Below are 25,501 nucleotides of genomic sequence, written 5' to 3' on the forward strand. Positions count from 1 at the left end.
CCGACCGCCCCCGCGAGCGCCGCGACGACGCGGACGCCCCCGGACGCCCCGCCGGGTCGGCCGAGGGCGGGACGGCCGGCGGTGGGCCGACCGGCAGCGGCGCGGCCCCCGTCGAGGACGAGCTGGTGACGACCCACCACGTCCTCGCCACCCCCGACGGCGAGCTGCGCTACACCGCCCGCGCGGGCCGCGTCGTCCTCTCCGGCGACCGGGTCGAGGACGGCGTGTGGAAGGGGCGGCGGCCCCGCGCGCAGGTCGGCATCACGGCCTACACGCTCGACGGCGCCGACCCCCTCACGCGCCCCGTCACCTTCGCCTTCAACGGCGGTCCCGGCTCCTCGAGCGTCTGGCTGCACCTCGGCCTCCTCGGCCCGCGCCGCGTCGTCGCCGGCGACGCGGGGGCGCCCGAGCCGCCGCCGGGGCGCCTCGTCGACAACCCCGAGTCGCTGCTGGCCGTGAGCGACCTCGTCTTCGTCGACCCCGTCTCCACCGGCCGCTCCCGCGTCGTCGAGGGCGAGCGGGCCGGCGACTTCCACGGCTTCACCGCCGACGTCGAGTCCGTCGGGGAGGTCGTCCGGCAGTGGGTGACCGCGGAGGGGCGCTGGCTCTCGCCCAAGCTGCTCGCGGGGGAGTCCTACGGCACCACGCGCGCCGCCGCCCTCGCCGAGCACCTGCAGGGCGCGGGCCTGTACCTGTCCGGGCTCGTCCTCGTCTCGGCGGTGCTGAACTTCGGCGTCCTGCTCGCCACCCCGGGCGACGACCGCTCCTACCCGCGGTACCTGCCCTTCTACGCCGCGACGGCGCACCGCCACGGCCGCCACCCCGGCCGGGAGCTGGCCGACGTCGTCGCCGAGGCCGAGGCGTACGCGGAGCAGCGCTACCCCGTCGTCCTCGCGCGCGGCTCCCGCCTCACGGCCGAGGAGCGGGCGGACGCCGTGGCGACGCTGGCCCGGCTGACCGGCCTCTCGGAGGCGTACGTCGACCGCGCCGACCTGCGCGTCGAGCACCTGCGCTTCTTCGCCGAGCTGCTGCGTGACGAGGGCCTCGTCGTCGGGCGCCTCGACTCGCGCTTCACCGGGCCCGCCGCCTCGGGCACGGCGGAGGCCCTCGAGGACGACCCCGCCGTGGACGCGCTCCTCGGCGCCTACGCGGCCGCGAACCAGCACCTCCTGCGCGCCGAGCTCGGCGTGGAGGACACCGCGCCGTTCCACGTCTTCGGCCCGGGCGTCCACGAGGCGTGGAGCTACAAGGAGTTCGAGAACGCCTCGGTCAGCGTCCTCGACCGCCTGTCGCGGGCGATGCGCCAGAACCCGCACCTGCGCGTCCACGTCGCGCTCGGCCGCTACGACGGGGCCACGCCCTTCTCGAGCGCCGAGGACGACCTCGCGCACCTGCGCGTCCCGGCCGCGCAGCGCGAGCTCGTCGAGCACCGGTACTACGAGGCGGGCCACATGATGTACGTCCACGAGCCGAGCCGGCGGCAGCAGAGCGCCGACCTCGCCGACTTCGTGCGCCGGGCCACCGCCCGCTGACGGACCGGCCGACGGGTCGCCCCCCGGCGCCGCCCGGCCCGGCGTGCGACGGTGGGAGCCCGCCCGCACGAGGAGGCCCCCCATGACCGGCACGACCCGCGCGGCCCACGCCGTCCCCGACCGCGACGCAGCGCCCGCCGCCGCTCTCCACCAGGAGCCGGGCGCCCGTCGGGAGCTGCGCCCCCGCCGGGCCCTGCGCGCGCCCGCGGCCCTGCTCGCGGCCGGGGCGCTCGCGCTGGCCGGCTGCAGCGGGGGCTCGGGCGGCGGCACCTCGGACGGCGGGAGCGCCGCCGCGACCTCCGCGCCGAGCCCGTCGGCGACCTCCTCGGCGTCCTCGACGTCGTCCTCGGGCGCCGCCGCCGCGGTGGCCGGGGCGCTCGCGGCCAGCCAGGAGGCGGGGAGCGGCTCCTTCGACTTCTCCTCCCAGACCAGCGCGGGCGGCCAGGTGGTCACGGCCACGGGCCAGGGCGCCTTCGACAGCGCGGCGCAGACCCTCGAGGTGCGGCTGACCTCCCAGCTGCCCGGCCAGGGGGAGGTCGCCCTCGACCTGCGCCAGGTGGACGGCTCGGTCTACGTCTCCGGGCTGCCCGGCCAGCCGCCCGACCGGTGGGTGCAGGCGTCGCTGCAGGAGCTCGGCGCCTCCAGCGGCCCGCTCGGGGGCGCCGACCCCTCGCAGCAGCTGCGCCTGCTCGAGCAGGCCGGCGACGACGTCGAGGAGGTCGGCCCGGAGGACGTCGACGGCACCGCGACGACCCACTACACCGGCACGGTCGACCTCGAGGCGGCCGCCGAGCGCGCGCAGCAGGAGGGCGCCGACCCCGAGCAGCTGCGGAGCCAGTACGAGCAGCTGGGCCTCTCGAGCGTCCCCTTCGACCTCTACGTCGGCCCCGACGGCCTGCCCGTGCGCATGACCACGAGCGTCGAGACCAGCTCGGGCGGCCAGCAGGTCTCCTCGACGTCCACCGTCGACTTCTCCGACTGGGGCGCCGACGTGGTCGTGGAGGCGCCCGAGGGCGCCGTGCCGCTGTCGGAGGTCGCCGCCTCGGCCGCCCCCACCGGCTGACGCCGGGTCCTGGCGGGCGCCCGGCGCCCGCCGCTGCCAGGCTCGACCGACCGTCCCGACCCCCGAGGAGGCCCCCGTGCTCGTCCGCCCCCGCTCCGGCCGCGTCGTCGCCGGCGTCTGCGCCGGCCTCGCCGACCGCTTCGGCCTCAGCAGGACCCTCGTCCGCCTGCTCTTCGTCCTGTCCTTCCTGCTCCCGGGCACCCAGCTGCTCGTCTACGTCGTGCTCTGGGTGCTCGTGCCGTCCGAGGGCACCGACCGCGCCGCCCGCCGCCGGGGCCTCTGACGCCGGACGACCCGCCCGCCGCCCGCTGACGGGCGGCGGGCGTCGTCGTCACTGGACGGCGGAGGTCAGCCGGGCCAGGTCGTCGGCCAGCCGGCGCCAGAAGCCGCGGCCGGACCAGGCCTCCAGCGTCAGCTCGGTGCTGCGGGAGCGGTAGTCGTCCTCCACGCGCCGCAGCTCGTCGGTGAACTCGCGCCCGAGGACGAGCAGCGTCAGCTCGAGGTCCAGCTCGAACGACCGGATGTCCATGTTGCTCGAGCCGACGACGGCGACGTCGTCGTCGACGGACATGTGCTTGGCGTGGAGCACGTACGGCGCCGGGTAGAGCCAGATCCGCACCCCCGCCCGCAGCAGCGCCTCGTAGTAGGAGCGCTGGGCGTGGAAGACGAGCACCTGGTCGCCGATCGCCCCGACGAACAGCTCGACCGCCACGCCGCGCTCGGCCGCCGTCGTCACGGCCGTGAGCAGCGACTCGTCCGGCACGAAGTACGGGCTCGTGATGGAGACGCGGCGCGAGGCGCCGTAGAGCAGCGCGTTGAAGAGCTTGAGGTTGTTCTGCCCCTCGAACCCCGGGCCGCTCGGGACCACCTGGCAGTGCAGCCGGCGGCCCGGGTCGGGCGGCGCGAGGTGGTCGGTCGCCTGGGAGACGACCTCGTCGGTCTCGCTGTACCAGTCGGTGACGAAGAGTGCGTCGACCTCGTGGACCACCGGGCCGTGCAGGCGCACGAGGAGGTCCTGCCACAGCAGGCCCCGCTTGATGGTGGCGCGCTTGTCGTAGGTGCGGTCGATGAGGTTGAGCGACCCGACGAACGCCGTCTCGCCGTCGACGACGACGAGCTTGCGGTGGTTGCGCAGGTCGGGGCGCTGGTAGCGCCCCTTGAGCGGCTGCACCGGCAGCATGAGGCGCCACCGCACGCCGATGCGGTCGAGCTCGCGCACCGCCCGCTTGTAGCCCGGGTAGCGCCACGAGCCGATGTGGTCGAGCAGGACCCGCACCGTGACGCCGCGGGCGACGGCGTCCTCCATCGCCGCGAAGACCGGGGCCGTCGCGTCGTCGTAGGACAGGATGTAGAACTCGACGTGGACGTAGCGCTGCGCCTTGGCCACGCCCTCGGCGAGCTCCCGCAGCTGGTCGCGGTAGTCCGGGATGATGTGGGCGTCGTTGCTCGACAGCAGCGGCATCGCGCCGAGCGCGTGGTTGAGGCGCGTGACGCCCTCCACCCACGGCGGCCACGGGTGCTCCTCGACGACGTCGTCGGCCCCCCGCGCGGCCTCCTCGATGAGCCGGTTCATGCTCGCCTGCTTCTCCCGGCGCGCCCGCGGCAGCTTGGGGCTGCCGATGAGGAGGTAGGCGACGACGCCGAGCGACGGCACGAAGAAGATGAGGATGAGCCAGGCCATCGCCGACGACGGCCGGCGGTCCCGCGGGACGACGGCGAGCGCGACGACGCGCAGCACCACGTCCACGACGGCGACGACGGTCGCGACGACGAGGGAGGCGTCCGAGAGGTCGGACGGCAGCGAGAGCCGCAGCGACGTGTCCGCGTCGGACGCGGGGAGGAGGACGTCGGGCGGCATCGGGGGGCTCCTGGGCCGGGCGGCGGGCGACCGCCCGGGCAGGGCTCCGGGCGGGCGGCCGGCGGGGTCGTGACGGCGCGGGACCAGCGTACGGACGACGGCGGCGGGTCGTGCGCGCGAGCACCCCCTACGGGTGCGTAGGCTTGCCCTCGTCGACCCCGGTCGAGCCGTCCCCCCCGTCGGCTCCCGGGGTCGACGTGCGTCCGGGTCCGGCGCGCCCGACCGGCTCGTCACCGGGCCGCCGACCGGGCCCACCACCGGGTCCGTCGTGCGGGCAGGGGTTCCCGAGGGCGACGATGGGCCCGTGACCGCTGCCGACGACCTCCCGCCCGTCGAGCCGAGCACCGGCGGGGGAGCCGTCGTCCTCGACGCGGGCGACCCGACGCTGCTGCACCTGCGCGGCGAGGTCGACCTGCACGCCGTCGAGACCGCCGGCCCCGACCTCGACGCGGGCCTGCGCCGGGTCGAGGTCGTCGACGCCGGCGAGGTGACCTTCATCGACTCGATGGGGCTGCACTGCCTCATCACCGCGGCCGTCGCCGCGCGCGAGCGCGGCGTCCGCGTCCGCCTGCTGCGCCCCTCGCGCCCCGTCGTGCAGATGCTCGAGGTCACGGCGATGACCGACTTCTTCGACGTCGAGGCCTGAGCCGGGGCGGCCGCCTCTGGCCGCCTCTGGCCGGGTCCGCGGACGGGGCCGCGCACGCTCCGGCACTGGCTCGGCGCCCTGCGGTCGGGGAGCGCTGGGGTCCGGGCGCCGGCCTCACGTGCTCTCCGCGTGCGCGGCCCCGCCCGCTCGTGCGCTTCGGCCGGGTCCGCGGACGAGGCCGCGCACGCTCCGGCACTGGCTCGGCGCTCTGCGGTCGGGGAGCGCTGGGGTCCGGGCGCCGGCCTCACGTGCTCTCCGCGTGCGCGGCCCCGCCCGCTCGTGCGCTTCGGCCGGGTCCGCGGACGAGGCCGCGCACGCTCCGGCACTGGCTCGGCGCTCTGCGGTCGGGGAGCGCTGGGGTCCGGGCGCCGGCCTCACGTGCTCTCCGCGTGCGCGGCCCCGCCCGCTCGTGCGCTTCGGCCGGGTCCGCGGACGAGGCCGCGCACGCTCCGGCACTGGCTCGGCGCTCTGCGGTCGGGGAGCGCTGGGGTCCGGGCGCCGGCCTCACGTGCTCTCCGCGTGCACGGCCCCGCCCGCTCGTGCGCCTGCGCGGGCCGGTCGTCAGCCGATCAGTGCAGACGCCTCGACGCGTGGTCCTCTCGGCGTCCGGCGTCCGGTGGCCGACCGGCCCGAGCGTCAGGGGCGCCCGGGCGCGCGGCGGGGCGCGGGCAGCACCGGGCGGCGCGAGGGGGCCAGCAGGTCCCCGCCCTCGCCGCGCAGGACGAGGCCGGCCACGTCCGCGCGGCCCGCGACGGGGCCCACGTGCTCGCCCTCGACCGCGTCGCAGCCCAGGGCGACGGCGGCGCGGTGGGTGGCCGCGTCGTCGACGCCCGCGGCGACGACGCGCAGGCCCAGGCCGTGGCCGAGCCCCACGACGGCGCGCACGAGGCGCGCGTCGCCCTCGCGCCCGGAGCGCAGGGAGGCCACCAGCCGGGCGTCGACGACGAGCTCGTCCACCGGGAGGGCGCCGAGCGCCGCGACGGACGAGCGGCTGGCGCCGAGGCCCGTCACCGACGTCGGGACCCCGAGGACGGAGAGGCGGGCGAGCGCCACCGCCGCCGCCGAGGGGTCGGCGGCCACGTCGTCGTCGTCCACGAGCAGGCGCAGGCTCCCCGGGGCGGCCCCGGCCTCCTCGAGGGCGCCGGCCACGAGGTCGACGAGGCCCGGGCGGCCGAGGGCCTCGCCGGGGACGCGGACCGCCGCCTGGACCCGGACGCCGTCGGCGTGCCAGGCGACGACGGCGCGCAGGGCGCGGCGCAGCTCGAGCTGCAGCAGGTCGGGGGCGAGCGCCGTCCCGGCGGCGAGGTCGCGCGGGGCCCGGGCGTCGTCCGCCCAGACCAGCCGGGCCGTCGCCGTCGTCCAGCGACCGGCGCGGACGTCGAAGCGCGGCTGCCACCGCAGCCGGAGGGCGTCGGACGCCGGGCGGCCGTCCTCCTCCGCCGCGAGCGCGCGGCGCAGGTCGGTCCCGAGCCGGGCGAGGTCCGCCAGGCGGGCGCCCTCGCGCTCGCCCGGGTCGACGACCGCGACGCCCGTGCCCGCGCTGCGCGCCACCTCGAGGGCGGCGTCCACCTCGGCGAGGAGGCGGTCGGCGCAGCGCGCCGCGGCCTCGGCGGGGGTGGGGTGCGGGCCCGTCGGCGCCGTCGCGCCCGCGCGGGACCCGCCGGCGCCGACGCTGGCGTCGACGTCGACGAGGGCCCCGCCGACGACGACCCCCGCCTGCAGCGCCGCGCGCACGCGCTCGCCGACCCGACGGGCGCTGCTCGCGGTGCCGCCGACGACGAGCACGGCCAGCCGGCCGTCGGGGAGACGGACGACGACGTCGCGGTCGCGCACGGCGTCCGCGGCGCGGCCGACCACGGCGCGCAGGAGGTCCTCGGAGCCGTCCCCGACGCCGTCGCGGCCGTCCGCGGGGAGGAGGCCGACGAGCAGCAGGGCCATCGGCTCGCCGGGGTGCTCCAGCAGGAGGCCGGTCAGCAGGCGGTGCAGCGCGTCGCGGTCGGGCGCCGTCACGACGGCGGGCCCGCCGGCGCGCGCGGCGCCGGCGCGGGGCTGCGCCGCGCGGAGCGGCCGGGGCCGGAGGAGGGCCGCGACCCGCCGGAGGGCGGTCGCCGCCCGCGGGGCGGGGCTGGTCGGGGCGCTCACGGGATCGTCGTCGGCACGTCACCGGCCCGCCTTGAGCGGCCGGCGGTGCGGAGGGCCCAGTCGGCGGTGACGAGGTCGCGCGGTCGGCGGGCCCGTCCCGATCGCGCCCCCGCCCGAGGAGGGCCAGGCTGTGACGCGGTCCAGCCACGGGCCTCGACGCCGTACGCCCACCCGGAGGCCCAGGAGATGTCGCAGACCAGCGCGAAGGCGCAGGACGCGCCGCACCCGGAGGACGGGCGCAAGCCCGACAGCCCCGACGACCTGGCGAAGCCGACCGCCGGCTACATCGTCAAGCGCGCGCTGCGGGAGTTCTCCAAGGACCAGGTGACCGACCTCGCGGCGGCCCTCGTCTACTTCTCCGTCCTCGCGCTCTTCCCGGCGCTCATCGCGCTGGTGTCGCTGCTCGGGCTCTTCGGGCAGAGCCAGGCGGTCTCCGACGGCATCACGCAGATCGTCAGCACGCTGTCGCCGAGCTCGGACGCCTCCGGCGGCGTCAACCAGTTCATCACCAGCTTCATCAGCAACCGCAGCACCACCGGCGCCAGCTTCGGCGTGGTGCTGGGCATCCTCGGCGCGGTCTACTCGGCGTCGAAGTACGTCGGCGCCTTCTCCCGGGCCATGAACCGCATCTACGAGGTCGACGAGGGACGCCCGGTCTGGAAGCTCAAGCCGCTGCACTACCTGATGACGCTCGGCGCCCTCGTGCTCATCGCCGTCGCCCTCGTCATCCTCGTCGTCAGCGGGCCGGTGGCCCAGGCGATCGGGGACGTCGTCGGCCTCGGGTCGACGGCGGTGACGGTCTGGTCGATCGCCAAGTGGCCCGTGCTGCTCGCCATCGTCGTCGTCATCGTGGCCGTCCTCTACTACGCGACCCCGAACGTCCAGCAGCCGAAGTTCCGCTGGATGAGCCTCGGCGCGCTCATCGCCATCGTGGTGTGGATCCTCGCGTCGGTCGCCTTCGCGGTGTACGTCGTGGTGACCGGGCAGAGCAGCGCCAGCGCGACCTACGGCGCCCTCGCCGGAGCGGTGCTGTTCCTGCTCTGGCTGTGGATCACGAACATCGCCCTGCTGCTCGGCGCGGAGGTCGACGCCGAGGTCGAGCGCGGCCGCCAGCTCCAGGCGGGCCTGCCCGCCGAGGACACCGTCCAGCTGCCCCCGCGCGACACCCGCGCGAGCGACAAGAAGGACGCGAAGATGCGCGAGGCGATCGACGAGGGCTACCAGCTGCGCCTGCGCAACGGCGGCGAGTCCCGCGCCGAGCAGGAGGAGCGGGAGGAGCGGGAGCGGCGCGAGGGCGTCCGCGAGGGGCGCTAGGTGGCCGGCCTCCCCGGGCGGCGGTCGCTGTCCACGCTCGCCGAGACGGCGCGCGCGAGCCTGTGGCCGCTGCCCGTGGCCTTCGTCCTCCTGGCCGTGGTCGCGGGAGTCCTCCTGCCGCTGCTCGACGAGGCCGTCGACGGCGACCTGCCCCTCTTCGTCGAGACCGTCGTCTTCGGGGGCGGGTCCTCGGCCGCCCGCGACGTCCTCAAGACCGTCGCCAGCGCCTTCATGACGGTCAGCTCGCTGACCTTCTCCCTCACCGTGGTGACGCTCCAGCTGGCGAGCAGCCAGTACTCCCCGCGCCTGCTGCGCACCTTCGCCAGCGACCGGGCGGTGCAGGTCACGCTGGGCGTCTTCCTCGGCTCCTTCGCCTACTGCCTCGTGGTGCTGCGGACGGTGCGCGACTCGGACGACTCCACCGCCGAGTTCGTGCCCCGGCTCTCGGTGACCCTCGCGGTGCTCCTCGCGCTCGTCGGCGTCGTCACGCTCGTCGTCTTCCTCGCCCACCTGTCGCGGAAGATCCGCATCGAGCCGATCCTCGTCGACGTCCACGCCGAGGCCAGCGGCGTCCTCTCCCGGAGCCGGCCCGCCGAGGTGGTGCCCGCCTCCCTCCAGGGGCGCGAGGACGGCCTCGCCGTCACCTCCGAGCGCACCGGCTTCGTGACGTCGGTCGACGAGGGCGCGCTCGTCGAGCTGGCCCGCGAGCACGACGCCGTCGTCGACGTCCGGGCCACGCCCGGCGCCGTCGCCGTGCCGGGCACGCTGCTCGCGCGCCTCCTGCCGCGGGACCTCGCGGCGGGGCCGGGCGGCCGGTCGCCCGGCGCCGGCTCCCACGACGCCGAGGTCGAGGGGGCGGTCCGGCGGGCCGTCTCCGTGGGGGAGGAGCGGGCGGCCGACCAGGACCCCACCTTCGGCCTGCGGCAGCTCGCCGACGTCGCCATGCGCGCCGTCTCGTCCTCCCTCAACGACCCGACGACGGCCGTCCACGCCGTCACGCACCTGCGCGCCGCGGTCCCGGAGGCGCTCGCGCACGGGGTGGGCGACGCCCTCGTGCGCGACGACGACGGGGACGTGCGGGTGGTCCTGCGCCGCGACGGCGTGCCGGAGGTGCTCGACGTCGTCGTCGGCCAGCCGGCGATCTACGGGTCGGGCGACCCCATGGTCGTCTCGGCGCTGCTCCACCTGCTCGCCGACGTCGCCGTGGCCGTGCGCCCGGACGCCGACCACCTCACCGCGGTGCTGGCGACCCGCGACCGCGTCCTCGCCGTCTCCGCCCCGCTGCGCGACGACCCGCGGTGGGCCTCGCTGCTCGCCGCCGCGTCGGCCCGCGTGGACGCCGCCGCCCGCGGCGCCTGACGGGGTGCCTCGAGCCGGGCTCCCCCGCGCGCGGGGAGACCCGGCCCGGACCGGGCGCGCGCCGAGCGGAGGTCGCACCTACCGTGGGACGGGCAGGGGCGACGACGAGCGCCGGTGACGATGACCGTGGTGGTCGAGGGTGGGGTGGACGGTGGGCGGCAGCACCGTCTGGCCCCGACGGCGCCCCGACGTCGAGGGCCGCCTGGTCGGCACCTGGGTCGTCGAGAACGCCACCGACCTCACGAGCGCCCGTCGGGAGCTCGCCGCGCACGCGGCCGAGCTCCCTTCGGCCGGTGAGGGGTGGCAGGGCTCCATCAGCCTTCCCGACACCCTGGCGCTGCTGCTGAGCGAGCTCGTCACCAACGCCCTGCGCCACGCCCGCCCGCCCGCCCAGGTGTCGGTGGTCGCGGACGAGAGCACGTGCCTGCTCGACGTGGCGGACCCCGACGTCGACTCGCCGCCCACCCCCGAGCACGACCGCTCGCCCGGGCTCGGCGGGCACGGCCTGCCGCTCGTGGCCATGCTCGCCAGCCACCGCGGCTGGTACGTCGAGGACGGTCGCAAGCACGTCTGGGCCTGCCTGCGCACCGCGGGGCCCCCCGCCCAGCGCGGCGTCGAGCACCGCGCGCCGGGGCCCCTCGCCCACCCCTCGCGCCCCGGCCCGGCGAGCCGGCAGGGCTGACCGCCGCCTACGGTCGCGGCATGAGCACCTCCGCAGCCCCCGCCGGCGGCTCGTCCGGCCCGCCCGTCGCCGAGCGCCGCCCCGTGCGCCGCGAGCACCACGGCGACGTCGTCGAGGACCCGTACGAGTGGCTGCGCGCCAAGGACGACCCGGAGGTCCGCGCGCACCTCGAGGCGGAGAACGCCCACACCCGCGCCGTCACGGCCGGCCAGGAGGGGCTGCGCGCCGCCGTCTTCGGCGAGATCAGGGCCCGCACGCAGGAGACGGACCTGTCCGTCCCGAGCCGCGAGGGCGACTGGTGGTACTACGGGCGCACGGTCGAGGGCCAGCAGTACGGGCTCTCGTGCCGCGCGCCCGTGGCCGACGCCGACAGCTGGGACCCGCCCGCCGCCGGCCCCGACGGGGCCCTGCCCGGCGAGCAGGTGCTCCTCGACGCCAACGTCGAGGCGGAGGGCCACGACTTCTTCTCCCTCGGCGCCGCGTCCGTCAGCCCGGACGGCGCGCTGCTGGCCTGGTCCAGCGACACGACCGGCGACGAGCGGTACACGCTGCGGGTCCGCGACCTCGCGACCGGCGAGGACCTCCCCGACGAGGTGCCGGGGGCCTTCTACGGGGCCACCTGGTCGGCCGACTCGGCCGTCGTCCACTACACGGTCGTCGACGACGCCTGGCGCCCCCACGAGGTCCGCCGGCACCGCGTGGGCACCCCCGCCTCGGAGGACGACGTCCTCTTCCGCGAGGACGACGAGCGCTTCTGGGTCGGCGTCGGGCGCACGCGCAGCCGCCGCTACCTCGTCGTCGAGAGCGCGGCGAAGACGACGAGCGAGACCCACGTGCTCGACACCCTCGACCCCGGTGCCGGGCTGCGGGTCGTGGCGCCGCGCCGGGCGGGCGTGGAGTACGACGTCGAGCACGTCGCCCTGCCCCAGCCGGACGGCTCGGTGCGCGACCGCTTCCTCGTGCTCCACAACGACGGCGGCGCCGAGGACTTCCAGCTCGCCGTCGTCGACGTGGACGACCCGTCGCCGGAGCGCTGGGAGACGGTGCTGCCGCACGTGCCCGGCACCCGGCTCGAGGGCGTCGCCCCCTTCGCGGGCTTCGTCGCCCTGGCCTACCGCCGCGACGTCCTGCCGCGCCTCGCCGTCGCGCCGCTGACGTCCGAGGCGATCGGGGAGCCGCGGGAGGTCGAGGTCGACGAGGAGCTCTTCAGCGTCGGGCTCGGTGGCAACCGCGCCTTCGACCAGCCGCTCCTGCGCCTCGTGCGTACCTCGTTCGTCACGCCGCCCCGCGTGCTCGACCTCGACGTCGCGACGGGCGAGCAGGTGCTCCGCCGCGAGACGCCCGTGCTCGGCGGCTACGCCTCGGAGGACTACGTCCAGCGCCGCACGTGGGCCACGGCGCCCGACGGCGTCCGCGTGCCCGTCTCCGTCGTCGCGCGCCGCGACGTGGCCGCCGCCGTCGAGCGCGGCGAGCCCGCGCCGGCGGTGCTCTACGGCTACGGGTCCTACGAGGCGAGCATGGACCCGTCCTTCTCGATCTCACGGCTGTCGCTGCTCGACCGCGGCGTCGTCTTCGCCGTCGCGCACGTGCGGGGCGGCGGCGAGATGGGGCGGCACTGGTACGACGACGGCAAGAAGCTGCGGAAGACCAACACCTTCACCGACTTCACGGCGTCCGCGGCGGCGCTCGTGGAGCAGGGCTGGACGACGCCGGAGCGGACCGTCGCGATGGGCGGGTCGGCCGGCGGCCTGCTCATGGGCGCGGCGCTGAACCTGGCGCCCGAGGCCTTCGCCGGGGTCCTCGCGCAGGTGCCCTTCGTGGACCCGCTGACGTCGATCCTCGACCCCTCGCTGCCGCTGACGGTCACCGAGTGGGACGAGTGGGGCAACCCGCTCGAGGACCCGGAGGTCTACGCGTACATGAAGGCGTACTCGCCGTACGAGAACGTCGCCGCCGTCGACCACCCGGCGGTGCTCGCGATGACGAGCCTCAACGACACGCGTGTGCTCTACGTCGAGCCCGCGAAGTGGGTGGCCCGGCTGCGCGAGGTCGGCACGGGCTCGCGGCCGGTGCTGCTGCGCACCGAGATGGACGCCGGCCACGGCGGCGCCTCCGGGCGCTACAAGAGCTGGGAGGAGCGCGCCTTCGAGTACGCGTGGGTGCTCGACGTGCTGGGCGCACCGGCGGAGCCGCTGCCGCCGCTCTGACGCCCCGGCGGTGGACCCCAGCGGTGGACGGGTGGCGCGTCAGCGGGCGGAGTACCCGCCGTCGACCAGGTGGTAGCTGCCGGTGGTGGAGGCGGCGTCGTCGCTGGCGAGGAAGGCGACGAGGCCGGCGACCTCCTCGGGGGTGCCGAGGCGGCCGACGGCGTGGGCGGCGCCGAGGGCCGTCCGGGAGCGCTCGTCGAGCGAGGCCTCGACGAGCGGCGTCGCGATGAAGGCGGGCCCGACGGCGTTGACGCGCACGCCCTGGTCGGCGTGCTCCCAGGCGCGCTCGGGGCGCCACGCCCACCACTCGTTGAGCGTTCATGCACACGGCCGCTAGGGTGGCGCGCGTGCTGCCCGAGCCCGTCCGCGACCTCGCCCTCCTGCTGGCCCGCGTCCTCGTCGGCGTCGTCCTCGCCGTCCACGGCTGGGACAAGCTCGCCGACCAGGGCGTGCAGGGCACCGCGGGCTTCTTCGGCTCCCTCGGCGTGCCCGCCCCCGAGGTGGCCGCCGTGGCCGTCGGCGTCGTCGAGCTGCTCGGCGGGCTCCTGCTCGTCCTCGGCGCGGCGACGACGCTCGTCGCGGTGCTCGTCCTGGTGGACATGGCCGGCGCGTTCTGGCTCGTGCACCGCGGCAACGGCGTCCTCGTCGACGGCGGGGGCTGGGAGCTCGTCGGCGTGGTCGCCGCGGTCGCGCTCGCCCTCCTCGGCGCCGGCCCCGGCCGGGCGAGCCTCGACCACCTCGTCGGCGCCCGCCGCTCGCGCCCGCGCCGCTGACCCGCCTCCTCTCGGCGGACTTCGTCGCCCTTCTCCCCGGTGAGGCCCAGCTGCGGCGGACTTCGTAGCCTTCGTCCGTGACGGGGGCGGCGGAGGAGGCGCAGGGCCGGGAGGCGACGGCCGAGGACGCGCCCGTGCGGGGGACGCGCGCGCCGCGCCAGCTCCTCGACGTCCGCACCATCTACGCCGAGCCCGCGGCCCTGGAGCTCGAGCGCGGGCGCCAGGTCGTCGAGCGGTGGCCCGGCGCCGAGGTCGTCGAGGTGCCGTCCGCCCAGCGGGTCCAGGGCCTGCACGACGACGCCGCGTCCGTCGACCGCTGGGTGCGCACGAAGACGGAGGTGCTGGCGCTCGGCGTCCGCAAGACCCTCACCGCGCGGCGCAACGAGCGGTCCGCCAACTGGATCGCGCCGTCCACGGCCAACGGCTGCGCCATGGCGTGCGCGTACTGCTACGTGCCGCGGCACAAGGGGTACGCCAACCCCATCACCGTCTACGCCAACATCGACCAGGTCGTCGGCTACCTCCAGCGCCACGTCGCGCGCCAGGGCGTCAAGCCGGGGCCGGACCAGTGCGACCCCGCCGCGTGGGTCTACGACATCGGCGAGAACAGCGACGCCTCCGTCGACGCCGTCGTCAGCGACAACGTCCGCGACCTCGTCACCGCCTTCCGCGCGATGCCGACGGCGAAGGCGTCCTTCGCCACCAAGCAGGTCAACCGCGAGCTGCTCGACTACGACCCGCAGGGCCGCACCCGCGTGCGCTTCTCCGTCATGCCGCACCGGATGGCGCGCCTGCTCGACGTCCGCACCTCGCCCGTCGCCCAGCGCGTCGCGGCCGTCGACGACTTCGTGGCCGCCGGGTACGAGGTGCACCTCAACCTCTCGCCCGTCGTCGTGCACGAGGGCTGGCTCGAGGAGTGGGCCGAGCTGCTGGAGGAGCTCGACGACGTCCTGTCGCCGGCCGCCAAGGCGCAGGCCGCCGCTGAGGTCATCCTCCTCACCCACAACGCGGGGCTCCACGAGGTCAACCTGGGCTGGCACCCGAAGGGCGAGGAGGCCATCTGGCGCCCGGACATCCAGGAGGCCAAGCGCTCGCAGAACGGCATGGAGAACGTCCGCTACCGCGCCCGGTGGAAGAAGGTCTGGCTGCAGCGCCTGCTCGACCTCATGGCCGAGAAGACGCCGTGGCTCACCGTGCGCTACGCGTTCTGACCGGTCGGGCGCCCGGCAGCCCTCGGCCCGCGCCGAGCGGTGCGCTCACGTCGCGGTGCACCGCGACCTCGGCGCACAGCTCTCGCTGCCGACTGCGGTGCGCCGGGCGTCAGCGCTGCCGGTCGAGGACGGGCGCCAGGGCCGCCAGCAGGTCGTCCACCGGCACCGGGCCGGCGTCGTCGGCGCCCGTGAGCGCCGACAGGTAGAGCCCGTCGCCGACGAGCTGCACGAGGCGGGCGCGCGCCGGGTCGCCGAGCTCGTCCAGCAGGGCCGCGAACCAGGCGTCGTCGATCTCGGCGAAGACGGCGCGGGCGAGGGCGGCGGCCTCGTCGCCGCCGGCGATGCGCAGGGCGGCGACGTACGTGCGGGACAGGCCGCTCTCGCCCTGCAGCGGCGGGGCGGAGCCGCGCAGCCACGTGGCGACCGCGCTGTCCGAGGCGCGCATCTCGTCGGCGTCCTCGAGGCCGCGCTGCCGCAGGCGCTCGAGGAGCCCGGTGACGAGCGCCTCCTTGCTGGGGAAGTGGTACAGCAGGCCGCCCTTCGACACCTGCGCCGCGGACGCGACGGCGTCGAGCGTCGCCGCGGCCGGTCCCGCCTCGACGAGGAGGGACTCGTAGGCGTCGAGCACGCGGTCGCGGGCCGTCATCCGGGCAGCGTAGCCAGCGGTCAGGAATAGACCGTCCAGACGGTACAGTTGACGACGGCGGACCCCGCTCGTCCGTGCCCGCACCGGACGACGGGGCCGCCGCCCAGCAGCACCACCCCCAGCACCCTGCGACGCCGACGTCCCGGGACCACCCCGCCGTCGGCGGCGGTCGGGCCCGGCGCGCGGCGCGCCCGCACCACGACCGTCGAAGGACCGCCATGAGCACCGCCACGCACGACAGCCGCACCACCGGACCCGCCACCGGCCCGCTGCCCGTCCAGCGCCGCCGGCCCGACGTCGTCGCACCCTCCCGCGCCACGGCCCGGCAGTGGCTGGCGCTCGTCGTGCTCGTCCTGCCGACGCTGCTGACGTCGATGAACGGCACGATCCTGTCCTTCGCGCTGCCGACGATCAGCACCTCGCTGCGCCCCAGCGCCACCCAGCTGCTGTGGGTCGTCGACGTCTACCCGCTCGTCCTCGCCGGGCTGCTCGTCGCCATGGGGTCCTTCGGCGACCGCATCGGCCGCCGCCGCCTCCTGCTCGTCGGGAGCGCGGGCTTCGGCCTCGTGTCGCTCCTGGCCGCCTTCGCGCCGACGGCGGGCGCCCTCGTCGGCGCGCGGGCGCTGCTCGGCGTCTTCGGCGCGATGCTCATGCCGCCGACCCTCGCGCTGCTCCGCTCGGTCTTCCCCGACGGCGGCCAGCGCCGCCTCGCCGTGGCGATCTGGGCCACCGGCTTCTCGGCCGGCGCGGCGGTCGGGCCGGTCGTCGGCGGGGTGCTCCTCGAGCACTTCTGGTGGGGCGCGGCCTTCCTCGTCGCCGTCCCGGTGTCCGCGCTCATCGTCGTGGCCGGGCCGCGGCTGCTGCCCGAGTCCCGCGAGAGCGCGCCCGGGCCGGTCGACCTGCTCTCGGTGCTGCTGTCGCTGACGACCATGCTGCCGCTCGTCTACGCCGTGAAGGGCGCCGCCGAGCACGGGCTCACGGACGTCGTCGTGGCGGCCGCGCTGCTCGGGGCGGCCAGCGGCGTCCTCTTCGTCCGCCGCCAGCTGCGCCGGACGCGGCCGCTGCTCGACCTCTCGCTCTTCCGGGTGCCCGTCTTCAGCGCGTCCGTCGCGGCCAACCTCATGGGCATCTTCGCCTTCGTCGGCCTCCTCTTCTTCACCTCCCAGTACCTGCAGCTCGTCGTCGGGCTCTCGCCGCTCGCGGCCGCGCTGCACCTGCTGCCGAGCATGGCCGCGACCATCGCGACGGGGCTCCTGGTGGTCCGGTTGGCCCGCCGGTGGGCGCTGCACGTCCTCGTGCCGGCCGGGCTCGCGACGTCGGCCCTCGGGTACGCGCTCGCGACGCAGCTGAGCGGCGCCCCCGAGGCGGAGCTGCTCGTGGCGGCGTCCGTGCTCGTCGGGGCGGGCGTCGGCCTGGCCGAGACGCTGACGAACGACGCCATCCTCACCTCGGCGCCCGCCGACCGGGCGGGCGCCGCGTCCGCGGTCTCCGAGACGGCGTACGAGGTGGGCGCGGTGCTGGGCACGGCCGTGCTCGGCAGCGTGCTCGGCGCCGTCTACCGCGCGCACCTGGCGGTGCCCGCGGGCGTGGACCACGCCACCGCGGACGCCGCGACCCAGACCCTGGGCGGCGCCGTCGAGGCCGCGGGCCTGCTCGGCGGGGCCGACGGCGCGGCGCTGCTGGCGTCCGCGCAGGGCTCCTTCGCCGCCGGCGTCGACGTGACGGCCGCCATCGGGGGAGGCGTCGTGCTGCTGGCCGCCGTCGTCGTCGCCCTGGCGCTGCGGCCGCGCCGGCCGCTGACGGTCGCCGGGCGCGGAGGGGGCGCCACCTCCGCCTCGTGAGGGGCTCCGCGGGTGAAGGGGGCGCCACCTTCGCGTCCGGGGGCTCCTCCCGCGGGGAGGAGGCGCCCTCTTCACCCCGGGGCGCAGGGGTGACGTCCAGGCGGGTCCCAGGGAGCGCGGCCTACCCTGCGTGGTATGTCGGCCACGGACCAGCGCGCCCCCGGCGACCGCCACGACGTCGAGCCGTACGACGAGGCGGACGACGTCGAGGACGGCCCGCTCGCGCCGGTCGTCGGCGACCGGCGCTTCGGCGCGTGGATGCTCGTCACCGGTCTCGTCGGCTTCGTCGCCGCCTTCGTCCTCACGGTCGAGCGCTTCGAGCTGGCCCTCGACCCCAGCTACGTGCCCTCCTGCAGCATCAACCCGGTCCTGTCGTGCGGCAGCGTCATGGAGACCGAGCAGGCGGCGCTGCTGGGCTTCCCGAACCCGCTCATCGGCATCGCGTCCTTCGCCGTGCTGACGACGCTCGGCGTGGTCCTCCTCAGCGGTGCGCGCCTGCCGCGGTGGGTGCAGCTGGGCGTCCAGGTCGGCGTCACGGCCGGGACGGCCCTCGTCGTCTGGCTCATCAGCCAGAGCCTCTACGCGATCGGCGCCCTGTGCCCGTACTGCATGGTCGTGTGGTCGGTGATGATCCCGCTGTTCTGGACGACGACGGCGCGCTCGCTCGAGCAGGGCGCGATCCCCGCGCCGGCCGGCCTCGTGCGGGCCGTCGTCGACCTGCGGTTCCCCCTCATCGCCCTGTCCTACGCCGTCGTCGTGGTGCTCGTCGCGGTCGAGTTCTGGGACTACTGGCGGACCCTGCTGCCCTTCGCCTGACCGCCGGCGCCCGCGCGGCGACCTGCGGGACGCCCGCGTCGCGGTGCGTCGTCGCAGGTCGGGGCGTCGGCCACCGGCGCGGGCGGCCGATGTGCAGGTCGCTGTGCGCCCGTCCACCGTCGCCGACGCCGCGGGCGAGGCGCGGCCCGGCCTCTGGGACCATGCCGCCGTGACCGACGCCGCGCAGCCCCAGCCCGACGCCCTCGCGGGCGCCCGCACGCCCCTCGCCGACGCGGGCATCCCCCTGGGCGCGCTGGACGGGCGCTACCGCGGCGCCGTCGCCCCGCTCGTCGAGCACCTGTCGGAGGCGGCGCTCAACCGCGAGCGGGTGCACGTCGAGGTCGAGTGGCTGCTGCACCTCACGGGCGTCGTCCCGGGCGCCCCGCAGCCGACCGAGGAGGACGTCGCGGCGCTGCGGGCGCTCGTCGAGCGCTTCGACGCCGACTCGGTCGCCGAGCTCGGCGCCCTGGAGCGGGAGACGGCGCACGACGTCAAGGCGGTCGAGTACTACGTGGCCCGCCACCTCGGGGGCACCTCCCTCGAGGGCGCCGAGGCCCTCGTCCACTTCTGCTGCACGAGCGAGGACGTCAACAACCTCGCCTACGCGCTCATGGTCCGCGGCGCGGTCACGCAGGTGTGGCTGCCGGCCGCGACGGCCCTCGTCGACCAGCTCGCGGCGATGGCGCACGAGAGCGCCGACGTGCCGATGCTCGCCCGCACGCACGGCCAGCCGGCGACGCCGACGACGCTCGGCAAGGAGCTCGCCGTCCTCGCGCACCGGCTCCGCCGCCAGCTGCGCCGCGTCGAGGGCGCCGAGTACCTCGGCAAGCTCAACGGCGCCACGGGCACCTTCGGCGCCCACGTCGCCGCGCTGCCCGACGTCGACTGGCCCGCGCAGGGCCGCGCCTTCGTCGAGCACCTCGGCCTCACGTGGAACCCGCTGACGACGCAGATCGAGTCCCACGACTGGCAGGCCGAGCTCTACGCCGACGTCGCCCGCTTCAACCGCGTGCTGCACAACCTCTGCACCGACGTGTGGAGCTACATCTCCGTCGGGTACTTCCGCCAGCAGCTCGGCGCCCACGGCTCGACGGGCTCCTCGACGATGCCGCACAAGGTCAACCCCATCCGCTTCGAGAACGCCGAGGCGAACCTCGAGGTCTCGAACGCGCTGCTGGACGTGCTGGGCCAGACGCTCGTGACCTCCCGGCTGCAGCGCGACCTCACCGACTCCTCGATGCAGCGCAACATCGGCGCCGCGCTCGGGCACTCGCTCCTCGCGCTCGACAACGTGCGCCGCGGGCTGCGCGGGCTCGACGTCGCCCCCGACGCCATGGCGCGCGACCTCGACGCCAACTGGGAGGTGCTCGGCGAGGCCGTCCAGTCCGTCATGCGCGCCCAGGCCGTCGCGGGGACGCCGGGCATGGACGAGCCGTACGAGCGCGTCAAGGAGCTCACGCGGGGGCGCCGCGTCGACGGCGCGGCGATGCGCGACTTCGTCGCCGGCCTCGGCCTGCCGGACGACGTCGCGGCGCGCGTGGCCGCGCTGACGCCGTCGACCTACACGGGGCTCGCCGAGCGGCTGGTCGACGAGCTGCGCTGACGACGGCCTCCCCCGCTCCCCGCCCGCTGCCGCCTCTCCCGCCCGCCGCTGCGGGGCGATGTGTGGCCATGTCGCCCCTGGCAGGGGGGCTGGGAGGGCGATATGGCCACACATGGCCCTCGGGGGTGGGGTGAGGAGGGCGACATGGCCACACATGACCCTCGAGGGGCGGGATGGCCGAGCGAGGGGCGGCGGCGGTACGACCGATCTCGTCCGCTCCGCCCCGCTTGTCGGTGCCCCGGCGTACGGTCACCCGCGGCCCTCGAGCGAGAGGGCAGCCACCGACCCGGGAGACCACGTGACCCACGCACACCGTCGGGCCCGCCGCACCGCCGCGGCCGCGCTCGCCCTGGCGCTCACCGGCGCCGCCACCGCCACGGCCGTCGCCGGCCCGGCGTCCGCCGCGCCCCCGACCACCCGCCCCGCGCCGGGCGAGGGGGTCATGAGCTACGTCGTCAACACCGACGCCACGCCGGCCGCCGTCGCCCGCGTGCGGGTCGCCGTGGCCCGCGCCGGCGGCAGCACCGTCGTCGACTACCCCGAGATCGGCGTCGTCGTCGCCCGCTCCGCCGACGCGGACTTCCGCGACGACGTCCTCGCCGGCCACTTCTCCTCGCTCGTCGACTCCGTGGGCCCGACCCGCACGGTGCCCGTGCTCGAGGGCGTCCCGGGCCGCTGGCGCGGCCCCGGCCGCGGCCCGCAGCGCCCGGCGATGCGCGAGCTCCTCACGGGGGACGCGTCGGCGCTGGGCGGCGCCGCGGCCCTGGGCGTCGTCGACGCGACGGCGGTCGACGAGCCCGTCGAGGCCGTGCAGTGGGACATGGCCGCCATCGGCGCGGACGAGGCCAACGCGATCGAGCCGGGCAGTCCCGACGTCGTCGTCGGCGTCCTCGACGACGGCATCGACGACAGCCACCCGGACCTCGCCGGCCAGGTCGACCGGAGCCTGTCGGGCGACTGCACCGGCGGCGGCCGCTTCGACGGCAGCGAGGGCGCCTACCTGCCCTTCCCGGGCGGGTACCACGGCACGCACGTCGCCGGGACCATCGCGGCCAAGCGCGACGGGCAGGGCGTCGTCGGCGTCGCGCCGGGCGTGACCCTGGCGGCGGTCAAGGTCGTCAGCGCCGAGGGCTTCATCTACCCCGAGTCGGCCATCTGCGGCTTCATGCACGCGGCCGAGGAGGGCTTCGACGTCACGAACAACAGCTACTACGTCGACCCGTGGGAGTTCTGGTGCGACGACGAGGTGAGCCAGGCCGCCGCCCGTGAGGCCGTGACCCGCGCCGTCGCCTACGCCGAGTCCCAGGGCGTCGTGAGCGCGGCCGCCGCGGGCAACTCCGCCTACGACCTGGCGGACAAGACGACGAGCAGCTCGAGCCCCAACGACGGCAGCGGCGAGATCGACGACCGCGACGTCCGCGGCTGCGTCGACATGCCCACCGAGCTGCCCGGCGTCGTCACCGTCTCGGCGACGCAGCAGGACGGTGCACGCTCGACGTTCTCCAACTACGGCGAGGGCGTCATCGACGTCGCGGCGCCGGGCACGCGGGTCATCTCGACGATCCCGCAGAGCATCCTGCCCAGCGGCTACGCGGCGCTGTCCGGCACCTCGATGGCGTCCCCGCACGTGGCGGGCGTCCTCGCGCTGCTCAAGACGACGCACCCGGACGCCACGCCCGCGGAGCTCCGCGCGCTGCTCGAGGAGCAGGCGACCGACGTGCCCTGCCCCGCGACGCCGTACGCCGGCCAGCTGTGCACGGGCTCGCCGGAGGACAACGGCTACTTCGGCGAGGGCCTCGTCGACGCCCTCGCGGCGGTGACGGTGGGCTGACCGGCGCTCGAGCCCGCGACGGCGCCCGTCCCCGACCCGGGGGCGGGCGCCGTCGTCGTCGCGGGCACGTGCCCGAGCGGGCTGCCGAGCCCGGAGCCCCTCAGGCGAGGGCGCCCTCGGCGTGGCGGCCCAGCGGCCCGGCGAGGACGTCGGCGAGGGCCCCGAGGCGCCACAGCTCCGAGCGGTGCAGCCCGAGGCCGCGCTCGCGCACGAGCAGGACGCCGACGCGGCGGCGTCCCGCGGGCAGCAGGGCCGCGCCGGCGCACGCGCCCGAGCCGTCGGGGCGGGGCAGCGTCGTGGCGGCGACGCGAGCGGGCGCGGCCGGGCGGACGGCCTCCTCGCCGGGGCCGGGGTCGGTGACCGCCACGACGCCGTCGGCGCACCCGTGCCGGTCGAGGCGCACCACGGCGGCCCAGTCGACGTCGAGCGCGGCGGGCGCGCCGTCGACGAGGGTGCGCGCGGCGTGCTCGGGGCGGGCGAGGACCTGCGCCACCAGCCCGAGCTCGGGGGAGCCGTCGGCGGGCAGGGCGGGCGCCCGGACGCCGGTGACCTCCACGCCGGTCGTGCCGGCCAGCCGGCGCTCGAGCCGCCCGAGGTGGTCCTCGTCGCGGACCTCGACCAGGAGGTCGTCGGTGGCGCGGCCCGCCTCGCTGCCGAGGACGCGCAGGCCCGCGACGTCGGCGCCCGTGGCCCCGACGGCGGACGTCAGCACGCCGAGCGAGCCCGTGCGGTCCGGGACGACGACGCGGACGCGTGCGAGCACGGGCACCTCCGGGCGGGGCGTCGGGCGGGTGGTCGGGCGACCGGCCCGCCGGGATCCTGCCGGGGCCGTGCGTCGTCCGGGTGACGCGAGTGTCACCCGTCCGTGTCGGGGCGGCCAGCCGTGGCCCCAGCGGTGGACCGAGGACGCGGTCAGCCCGCGTCGGCCCACCGCTCGCGTCCGGGACCCGCGCCGTCGCGCGTCCCGCGCCGTCCCGGCGTGCGCGCCGTCGCCCGCGGTGCCACGGTCGCCGCCATGCCCACCCGCGACCCAGCCCCCGTCGCCCACCCGACCACGTGCCCCGCCGCCCCGACCGCGGGGAGCGCCCGGTGAGCCGCGTCGTCGTCACCGGCGCCGCCGGCAAGCTCGGCCGAGCCGTGACGGCCGACCTGCGCGCGCACGGCTGGGACGTCCTGCCCGTCGACCGCGCGGCCGGCCCCGGCGCGCCCGAGGGACTGCTCGAGGTCGACCTCACCGACCAGGCCCAGGTGGTGGAGGTCGTCGCCGGCCGCACGGACGAGCGGGGCGGGCGCGTGGACGCCGTCGCCCACCTCGCCGCCGTGCCGGCGCCCGGGAGGGTGCCCAACTCGGCGACCTTCGCGAACAACATGACGGCGTCCTGGAACGTCCAGACGGCCGCGCGGGCGGCGGGCGTCCGGCACGTGGTCTGGGCCAGCAGCGAGACGGTCCTCGGGCTGCCCTTCGACGAGCCGCCGCCCTACGCGCCGGTCGACGAGGCCTACCGCGCCCGCCCCGGGTCGACGTACTCCCTCGTCAAGACGCTCGAGGAGGAGATGGCGCACCACCTGTGCCGCTGGGACCCCGAGCTGACGATGGTGGGGCTGCGCTTCTCGAACGTCATGGAGGCGCACGACTACGCGGAGTTCCCCTCCTTCGACGCCGACCCGATGCGGCGCAAGTGGAACCTGTGGGGCTACATCGACGCCCGCGACGGCGCCCAGGCCGTGCGCAAGGGCCTCGAGCTCGACCGCCCGGGCGCCCACGTCGCGATCATCGCGGCCGCGGACACGGTGATGACGCGGTCCAGCGCGAGCCTCATGGCGGAGGTCTTCCCGGGCGTCGAGGTCCGCGGGGAGCTGGGCGAGCACGAGACGCTCCTCGGCATCGGCACCGCCCGCGAGCTCCTCGGCTACGAGCCGCAGCACTCCTGGCGCGACGAGGTCTGAGGCGCGGGACGGCGGGCGGGCGGCTCCGCCCGTCGTCGCCCCGTGCGCGCCGTCCCTCCGGCAGAGTCGTCCTCGTGACGACGGAGCTGCCGCCCCTGCACCGGTCCGAGGTGGACGGCGTCCCCGTCCTGTGGCGCGAGGGGCCGGGGCCGCTGACCGCCGGCCTCGTCCTCGGCGTCGGCCGTCGCGACGAGACCTTCACGGGCGGCGGGACCACCCACCTCCTCGAGCACCTCGTCATGCACGAGGCGCGGCGGCCGAGGCTGGAGTGCAACGCCTCGGTGGGCATCGCGTCCACCGAGCTCACGGTGACCGGTCGGCCCGACCGCGTCGTCGACTTCCTCGCGCGGGCCTGCCGCCTGCTCGCCGACCCGCCGGTCGAGCGGCGTGAGGTGGAGGCCCGGGTCCTCGCCGCCGAGGAGCGGGAGGAGGGCGCGGACCTCGTGGGCGCCCTCCTCGTGGAGCGCTTCGGGTACCGCGGCCCCGGCCTCGTGGGCGCGGTGGAGCCGGCTCTGGGCGCGATCTCCGCGGAGGCGGTGCGGGCGTGGTCCGCCCGCTGGGCGGTGCGCGGTGCGGCGGCGTGCTGGCTCACCGGTGCGCCGCCGGAGGGGCTGACCCTGCCCCTGCCGCCGGGGCGACGGCCCTACGCCGAGGACGGCCTGCCGGAGCCGGCGGAGCTCCCGGGGTGGACGCAGCTGCCCGGCCAGGTGCTGGCCGTGAGCGGCCTCGTGCCCGTGGGGCCCGCGGCCGGCGTCGCCCTGCACGTCCTGCGGGACAGGCTGGAGGAGGAGCTGCGGCACCGCCGGGGGCTCACCTACGGCGTGGACTCGTCCCTCGACCGGCTGTCGGCCCGCGACCGGCACGCGCTGCTCGCCACGCAGGTGCGCGAGGGCGCCGAGACGGAGGCCTTCGGGGTGCTGCGCGAGGTGCTCGCGGCGCTCGCCGCCGACGGGCCCACCGACGCCGAGCTCGCCGGTGAGGTCGAGTCCGCGGAGGAGACCCTGACGGACCAGCGCACGACCGCCGACGAGCTGTCGGCGCTCGCGGAGGCGGCGGTGCTCGGCTGGCCGGCGGAGGCGACCGAGGAGCTGCTCGCGTCGGTGCGGGACCTCACGGGCGAGGACGTGCGGGACGCGGCGCGCCACCTCGAGCGGTCGGCGCTCGTCGCCGTCCCCGAGGGCGTCGACCTGGAGGTGCCGGGGCTGCCGCGGATGCCCGACGGGTCCGGCGAGGTCGTCGAGGGACGGGTGCACCGCCCGCGGCTCCTGCGGGGCGTCCCGCGGGGCGCCCGCCTCGTCGTGGGCGGCAGCGGGGCGTCGCTCGACCTCGGCGGCGGGCAGGTGACCACGGTGCGGTGGGAGGAGGTGGTCGGCCTCGTGGAGTCCGGTGACGCCGACGCCGACTTCAGCCACCAGCTCGTCAGCGCGCGCGGTCTCAGCATCCCGCTCCAGGCCCGTGACTGGCGCGGCGGTGACGAGGCGCTGCGGGCGGTCCTCGCCGCCGTGCCGGAGCGCCTCCACGTGCGGGGCGACGCGGAGGACGCGTCGCAGCGGGCCGACCGGGAGCGCGCGTGAGCGCCGGGCCGTACGGCGTGCCCCTGCGCTTGTCCGCAGCCGTCCTGGGCGGCCCTGACCCCGGCGCCCTCGCGGCGTTCTACCGCGCGCTGCTGGGGTGGGAGGTCCTGCTGGAGGAGCCCGAGTGGGTCATGCTCCGCCCGCCCGGCGGCGGCACCGGGCTGTCGTTCCAGCTGGAGCGCGACCACGTGCCGCCCGTCTGGCCGCAGGGCCCCGGGGACCAGCAGGTGCAGGTGCACCTCGACGTGGCCGTGGAGGTCCGTGGCGGCGACCCGGCGGCGTCGCTGGCGGCGGCGGCCGAGCGCGCCGTCGCCCTCGGCGGTCGGCTGCCCGAGCACCAGCCGCAGGAGGACGTCCGCGTCGTCCTCGACCCGGCGGGCCACCCCTTCTGCCTCTTCCTGCCGGAGGGCTGAGGGCCCTCGACCAGGCGCGCGGGGGGGGGGGCGGGGGGGGGAA

Annotated in this window: 21 protein-coding genes and 1 pseudogene; 17 read left to right on the plus strand and 5 right to left on the minus strand. The window is 76.9% G+C overall.

The window, feature by feature from the left end:
- Positions 1–125: 125 nt before the first annotated feature.
- The 3 genes from WDV85_RS05600 to WDV85_RS05610 all read left to right on the plus strand — a co-directional run bounded on the left by WDV85_RS05600 (position 126) and on the right by WDV85_RS05610 (position 2,878).
- Positions 126–1,532, plus strand: a complete 1,407-nt coding sequence (locus tag WDV85_RS05600; protein WP_445263234.1) for a S10 family peptidase — start codon at positions 126–128, stop codon at positions 1,530–1,532.
- An 82-nt stretch (positions 1,533–1,614) separates the two neighbouring features.
- Positions 1,615–2,595 carry a hypothetical protein gene (locus WDV85_RS05605; protein ID WP_339569702.1) on the plus strand — a complete coding sequence of 327 codons (981 nt, stop codon included), beginning with the start codon at positions 1,615–1,617 and terminating at the stop codon, positions 2,593–2,595.
- A gap of 76 nt (positions 2,596–2,671) precedes the next feature.
- Positions 2,672–2,878 carry a PspC domain-containing protein gene (locus tag WDV85_RS05610; protein WP_339569703.1) on the plus strand — a complete coding sequence of 69 codons (207 nt, stop codon included), beginning with the start codon at positions 2,672–2,674 and terminating at the stop codon, positions 2,876–2,878.
- Positions 2,879–2,926: 48 nt separating this feature from the next.
- Here the strand turns inward: WDV85_RS05610 and cls are convergent, their stop codons facing one another.
- Positions 2,927–4,453, minus strand: coding sequence for a cardiolipin synthase (gene cls / locus WDV85_RS05615; RefSeq protein WP_339569704.1), 1,527 nt, complete (start codon positions 4,451–4,453; stop codon positions 2,927–2,929).
- A 304-nt stretch (positions 4,454–4,757) separates the two neighbouring features.
- On the opposite strand from cls, the gene WDV85_RS05620 reads away from it, so the two are divergent.
- Positions 4,758–5,099, plus strand: coding sequence for an STAS domain-containing protein (locus WDV85_RS05620; protein ID WP_339569705.1), 342 nt, complete (start codon positions 4,758–4,760; stop codon positions 5,097–5,099).
- Between the two features lie 636 nt (positions 5,100–5,735).
- Here WDV85_RS05620 and WDV85_RS05625 read toward each other — a convergent pair.
- The gene (locus WDV85_RS05625; RefSeq protein ID WP_339569706.1) at positions 5,736–7,241 is read right to left on the minus strand and encodes an EAL domain-containing protein; all 1,506 of its coding nucleotides are present in this window, start codon (positions 7,239–7,241) and stop codon (positions 5,736–5,738) included.
- Between the two features lie 186 nt (positions 7,242–7,427).
- On the opposite strand from WDV85_RS05625, the gene WDV85_RS05630 reads away from it, so the two are divergent.
- From WDV85_RS05630 to WDV85_RS05645, 4 genes are all read left to right on the plus strand, one after another.
- On the plus strand, positions 7,428–8,555 hold the full coding sequence (locus WDV85_RS05630; protein ID WP_339569707.1) for a YihY/virulence factor BrkB family protein: 1,128 nt from the start codon (positions 7,428–7,430) through the stop codon (positions 8,553–8,555).
- Positions 8,556–9,914, plus strand: coding sequence for a DUF2254 domain-containing protein (locus tag WDV85_RS05635; RefSeq protein ID WP_339569708.1), 1,359 nt, complete (start codon positions 8,556–8,558; stop codon positions 9,912–9,914).
- Positions 9,915–10,065: 151 nt separating this feature from the next.
- Positions 10,066–10,596 carry an ATP-binding protein gene (locus WDV85_RS05640; RefSeq protein WP_339569709.1) on the plus strand — a complete coding sequence of 177 codons (531 nt, stop codon included), beginning with the start codon at positions 10,066–10,068 and terminating at the stop codon, positions 10,594–10,596.
- 20 nt (positions 10,597–10,616) lie between these two features.
- Positions 10,617–12,803 carry a S9 family peptidase gene (locus WDV85_RS05645; protein ID WP_339569710.1) on the plus strand — a complete coding sequence of 729 codons (2,187 nt, stop codon included), beginning with the start codon at positions 10,617–10,619 and terminating at the stop codon, positions 12,801–12,803.
- Between the two features lie 39 nt (positions 12,804–12,842).
- On the opposite strand, the pseudogene WDV85_RS05650 reads toward WDV85_RS05645, so the two are convergent.
- Positions 12,843–13,085: pseudogene (locus WDV85_RS05650) on the minus strand (SDR family NAD(P)-dependent oxidoreductase); the annotation flags it as partial.
- Between the two features lie 65 nt (positions 13,086–13,150).
- On the opposite strand from WDV85_RS05650, the gene WDV85_RS05655 reads away from it, so the two are divergent.
- Positions 13,151–13,576, plus strand: a complete 426-nt coding sequence (locus WDV85_RS05655) for a DoxX family protein (protein ID WP_339569711.1) — start codon at positions 13,151–13,153, stop codon at positions 13,574–13,576.
- Between the two features lie 134 nt (positions 13,577–13,710).
- Positions 13,711–14,787: a spore photoproduct lyase family protein gene (locus WDV85_RS05660; protein ID WP_445263235.1), complete on the plus strand. Its 1,077-nt coding sequence runs from the start codon at positions 13,711–13,713 to the stop codon at positions 14,785–14,787.
- Between the two features lie 109 nt (positions 14,788–14,896).
- Here the strand turns inward: WDV85_RS05660 and WDV85_RS05665 are convergent, their stop codons facing one another.
- The gene (locus WDV85_RS05665) at positions 14,897–15,433 is read right to left on the minus strand and encodes a TetR/AcrR family transcriptional regulator (protein ID WP_339569713.1); all 537 of its coding nucleotides are present in this window, start codon (positions 15,431–15,433) and stop codon (positions 14,897–14,899) included.
- A gap of 218 nt (positions 15,434–15,651) precedes the next feature.
- On the opposite strand from WDV85_RS05665, the gene WDV85_RS05670 reads away from it, so the two are divergent.
- The 4 genes from WDV85_RS05670 to WDV85_RS05685 all read left to right on the plus strand — a co-directional run bounded on the left by WDV85_RS05670 (position 15,652) and on the right by WDV85_RS05685 (position 21,524).
- Positions 15,652–17,274 carry an MFS transporter gene (locus tag WDV85_RS05670; protein WP_339569714.1) on the plus strand — a complete coding sequence of 541 codons (1,623 nt, stop codon included), beginning with the start codon at positions 15,652–15,654 and terminating at the stop codon, positions 17,272–17,274.
- A gap of 135 nt (positions 17,275–17,409) precedes the next feature.
- Positions 17,410–18,090, plus strand: a complete 681-nt coding sequence (locus tag WDV85_RS05675) for a vitamin K epoxide reductase family protein (protein ID WP_339569715.1) — start codon at positions 17,410–17,412, stop codon at positions 18,088–18,090.
- 169 nt (positions 18,091–18,259) lie between these two features.
- Positions 18,260–19,693: an adenylosuccinate lyase gene (purB, locus tag WDV85_RS05680; RefSeq protein WP_339569716.1), complete on the plus strand. Its 1,434-nt coding sequence runs from the start codon at positions 18,260–18,262 to the stop codon at positions 19,691–19,693.
- A 298-nt stretch (positions 19,694–19,991) separates the two neighbouring features.
- Positions 19,992–21,524, plus strand: a complete 1,533-nt coding sequence (locus WDV85_RS05685) for a S8 family peptidase (RefSeq protein ID WP_339569717.1) — start codon at positions 19,992–19,994, stop codon at positions 21,522–21,524.
- 100 nt (positions 21,525–21,624) lie between these two features.
- On the opposite strand, the gene WDV85_RS05690 is transcribed toward WDV85_RS05685, so the two are convergent.
- Positions 21,625–22,287 carry an ACT domain-containing protein gene (locus WDV85_RS05690; protein ID WP_339569718.1) on the minus strand — a complete coding sequence of 221 codons (663 nt, stop codon included), beginning with the start codon at positions 22,285–22,287 and terminating at the stop codon, positions 21,625–21,627.
- A gap of 326 nt (positions 22,288–22,613) precedes the next feature.
- Here WDV85_RS05690 and WDV85_RS05695 point away from each other — a divergent pair, with 326 nt between their 5' ends.
- The 3 genes from WDV85_RS05695 (at position 22,614) to WDV85_RS05705 (ending at position 25,458) form a co-directional block, all read left to right on the plus strand.
- Entirely contained in the window at positions 22,614–23,471 is an 858-nt protein-coding gene (locus WDV85_RS05695) for an NAD-dependent epimerase/dehydratase family protein (RefSeq protein ID WP_339569719.1), read from the plus strand.
- Positions 23,472–23,545: 74 nt separating this feature from the next.
- Positions 23,546–25,045, plus strand: a complete 1,500-nt coding sequence (locus WDV85_RS05700) for a hypothetical protein (protein WP_339569720.1) — start codon at positions 23,546–23,548, stop codon at positions 25,043–25,045.
- A gap of 23 nt (positions 25,046–25,068) precedes the next feature.
- A complete protein-coding gene (locus WDV85_RS05705) occupies positions 25,069–25,458 on the plus strand; it encodes a VOC family protein (RefSeq protein WP_445263236.1) in 390 nt (129 codons plus the stop codon).
- Positions 25,459–25,501 lie beyond the last annotated feature (43 nt).

The sequence above is a fragment of the Pseudokineococcus sp. 5B2Z-1 genome, from assembly GCF_037482305.1.
Lineage (GTDB): Bacteria > Actinomycetota > Actinomycetes > Actinomycetales > Quadrisphaeraceae > Pseudokineococcus.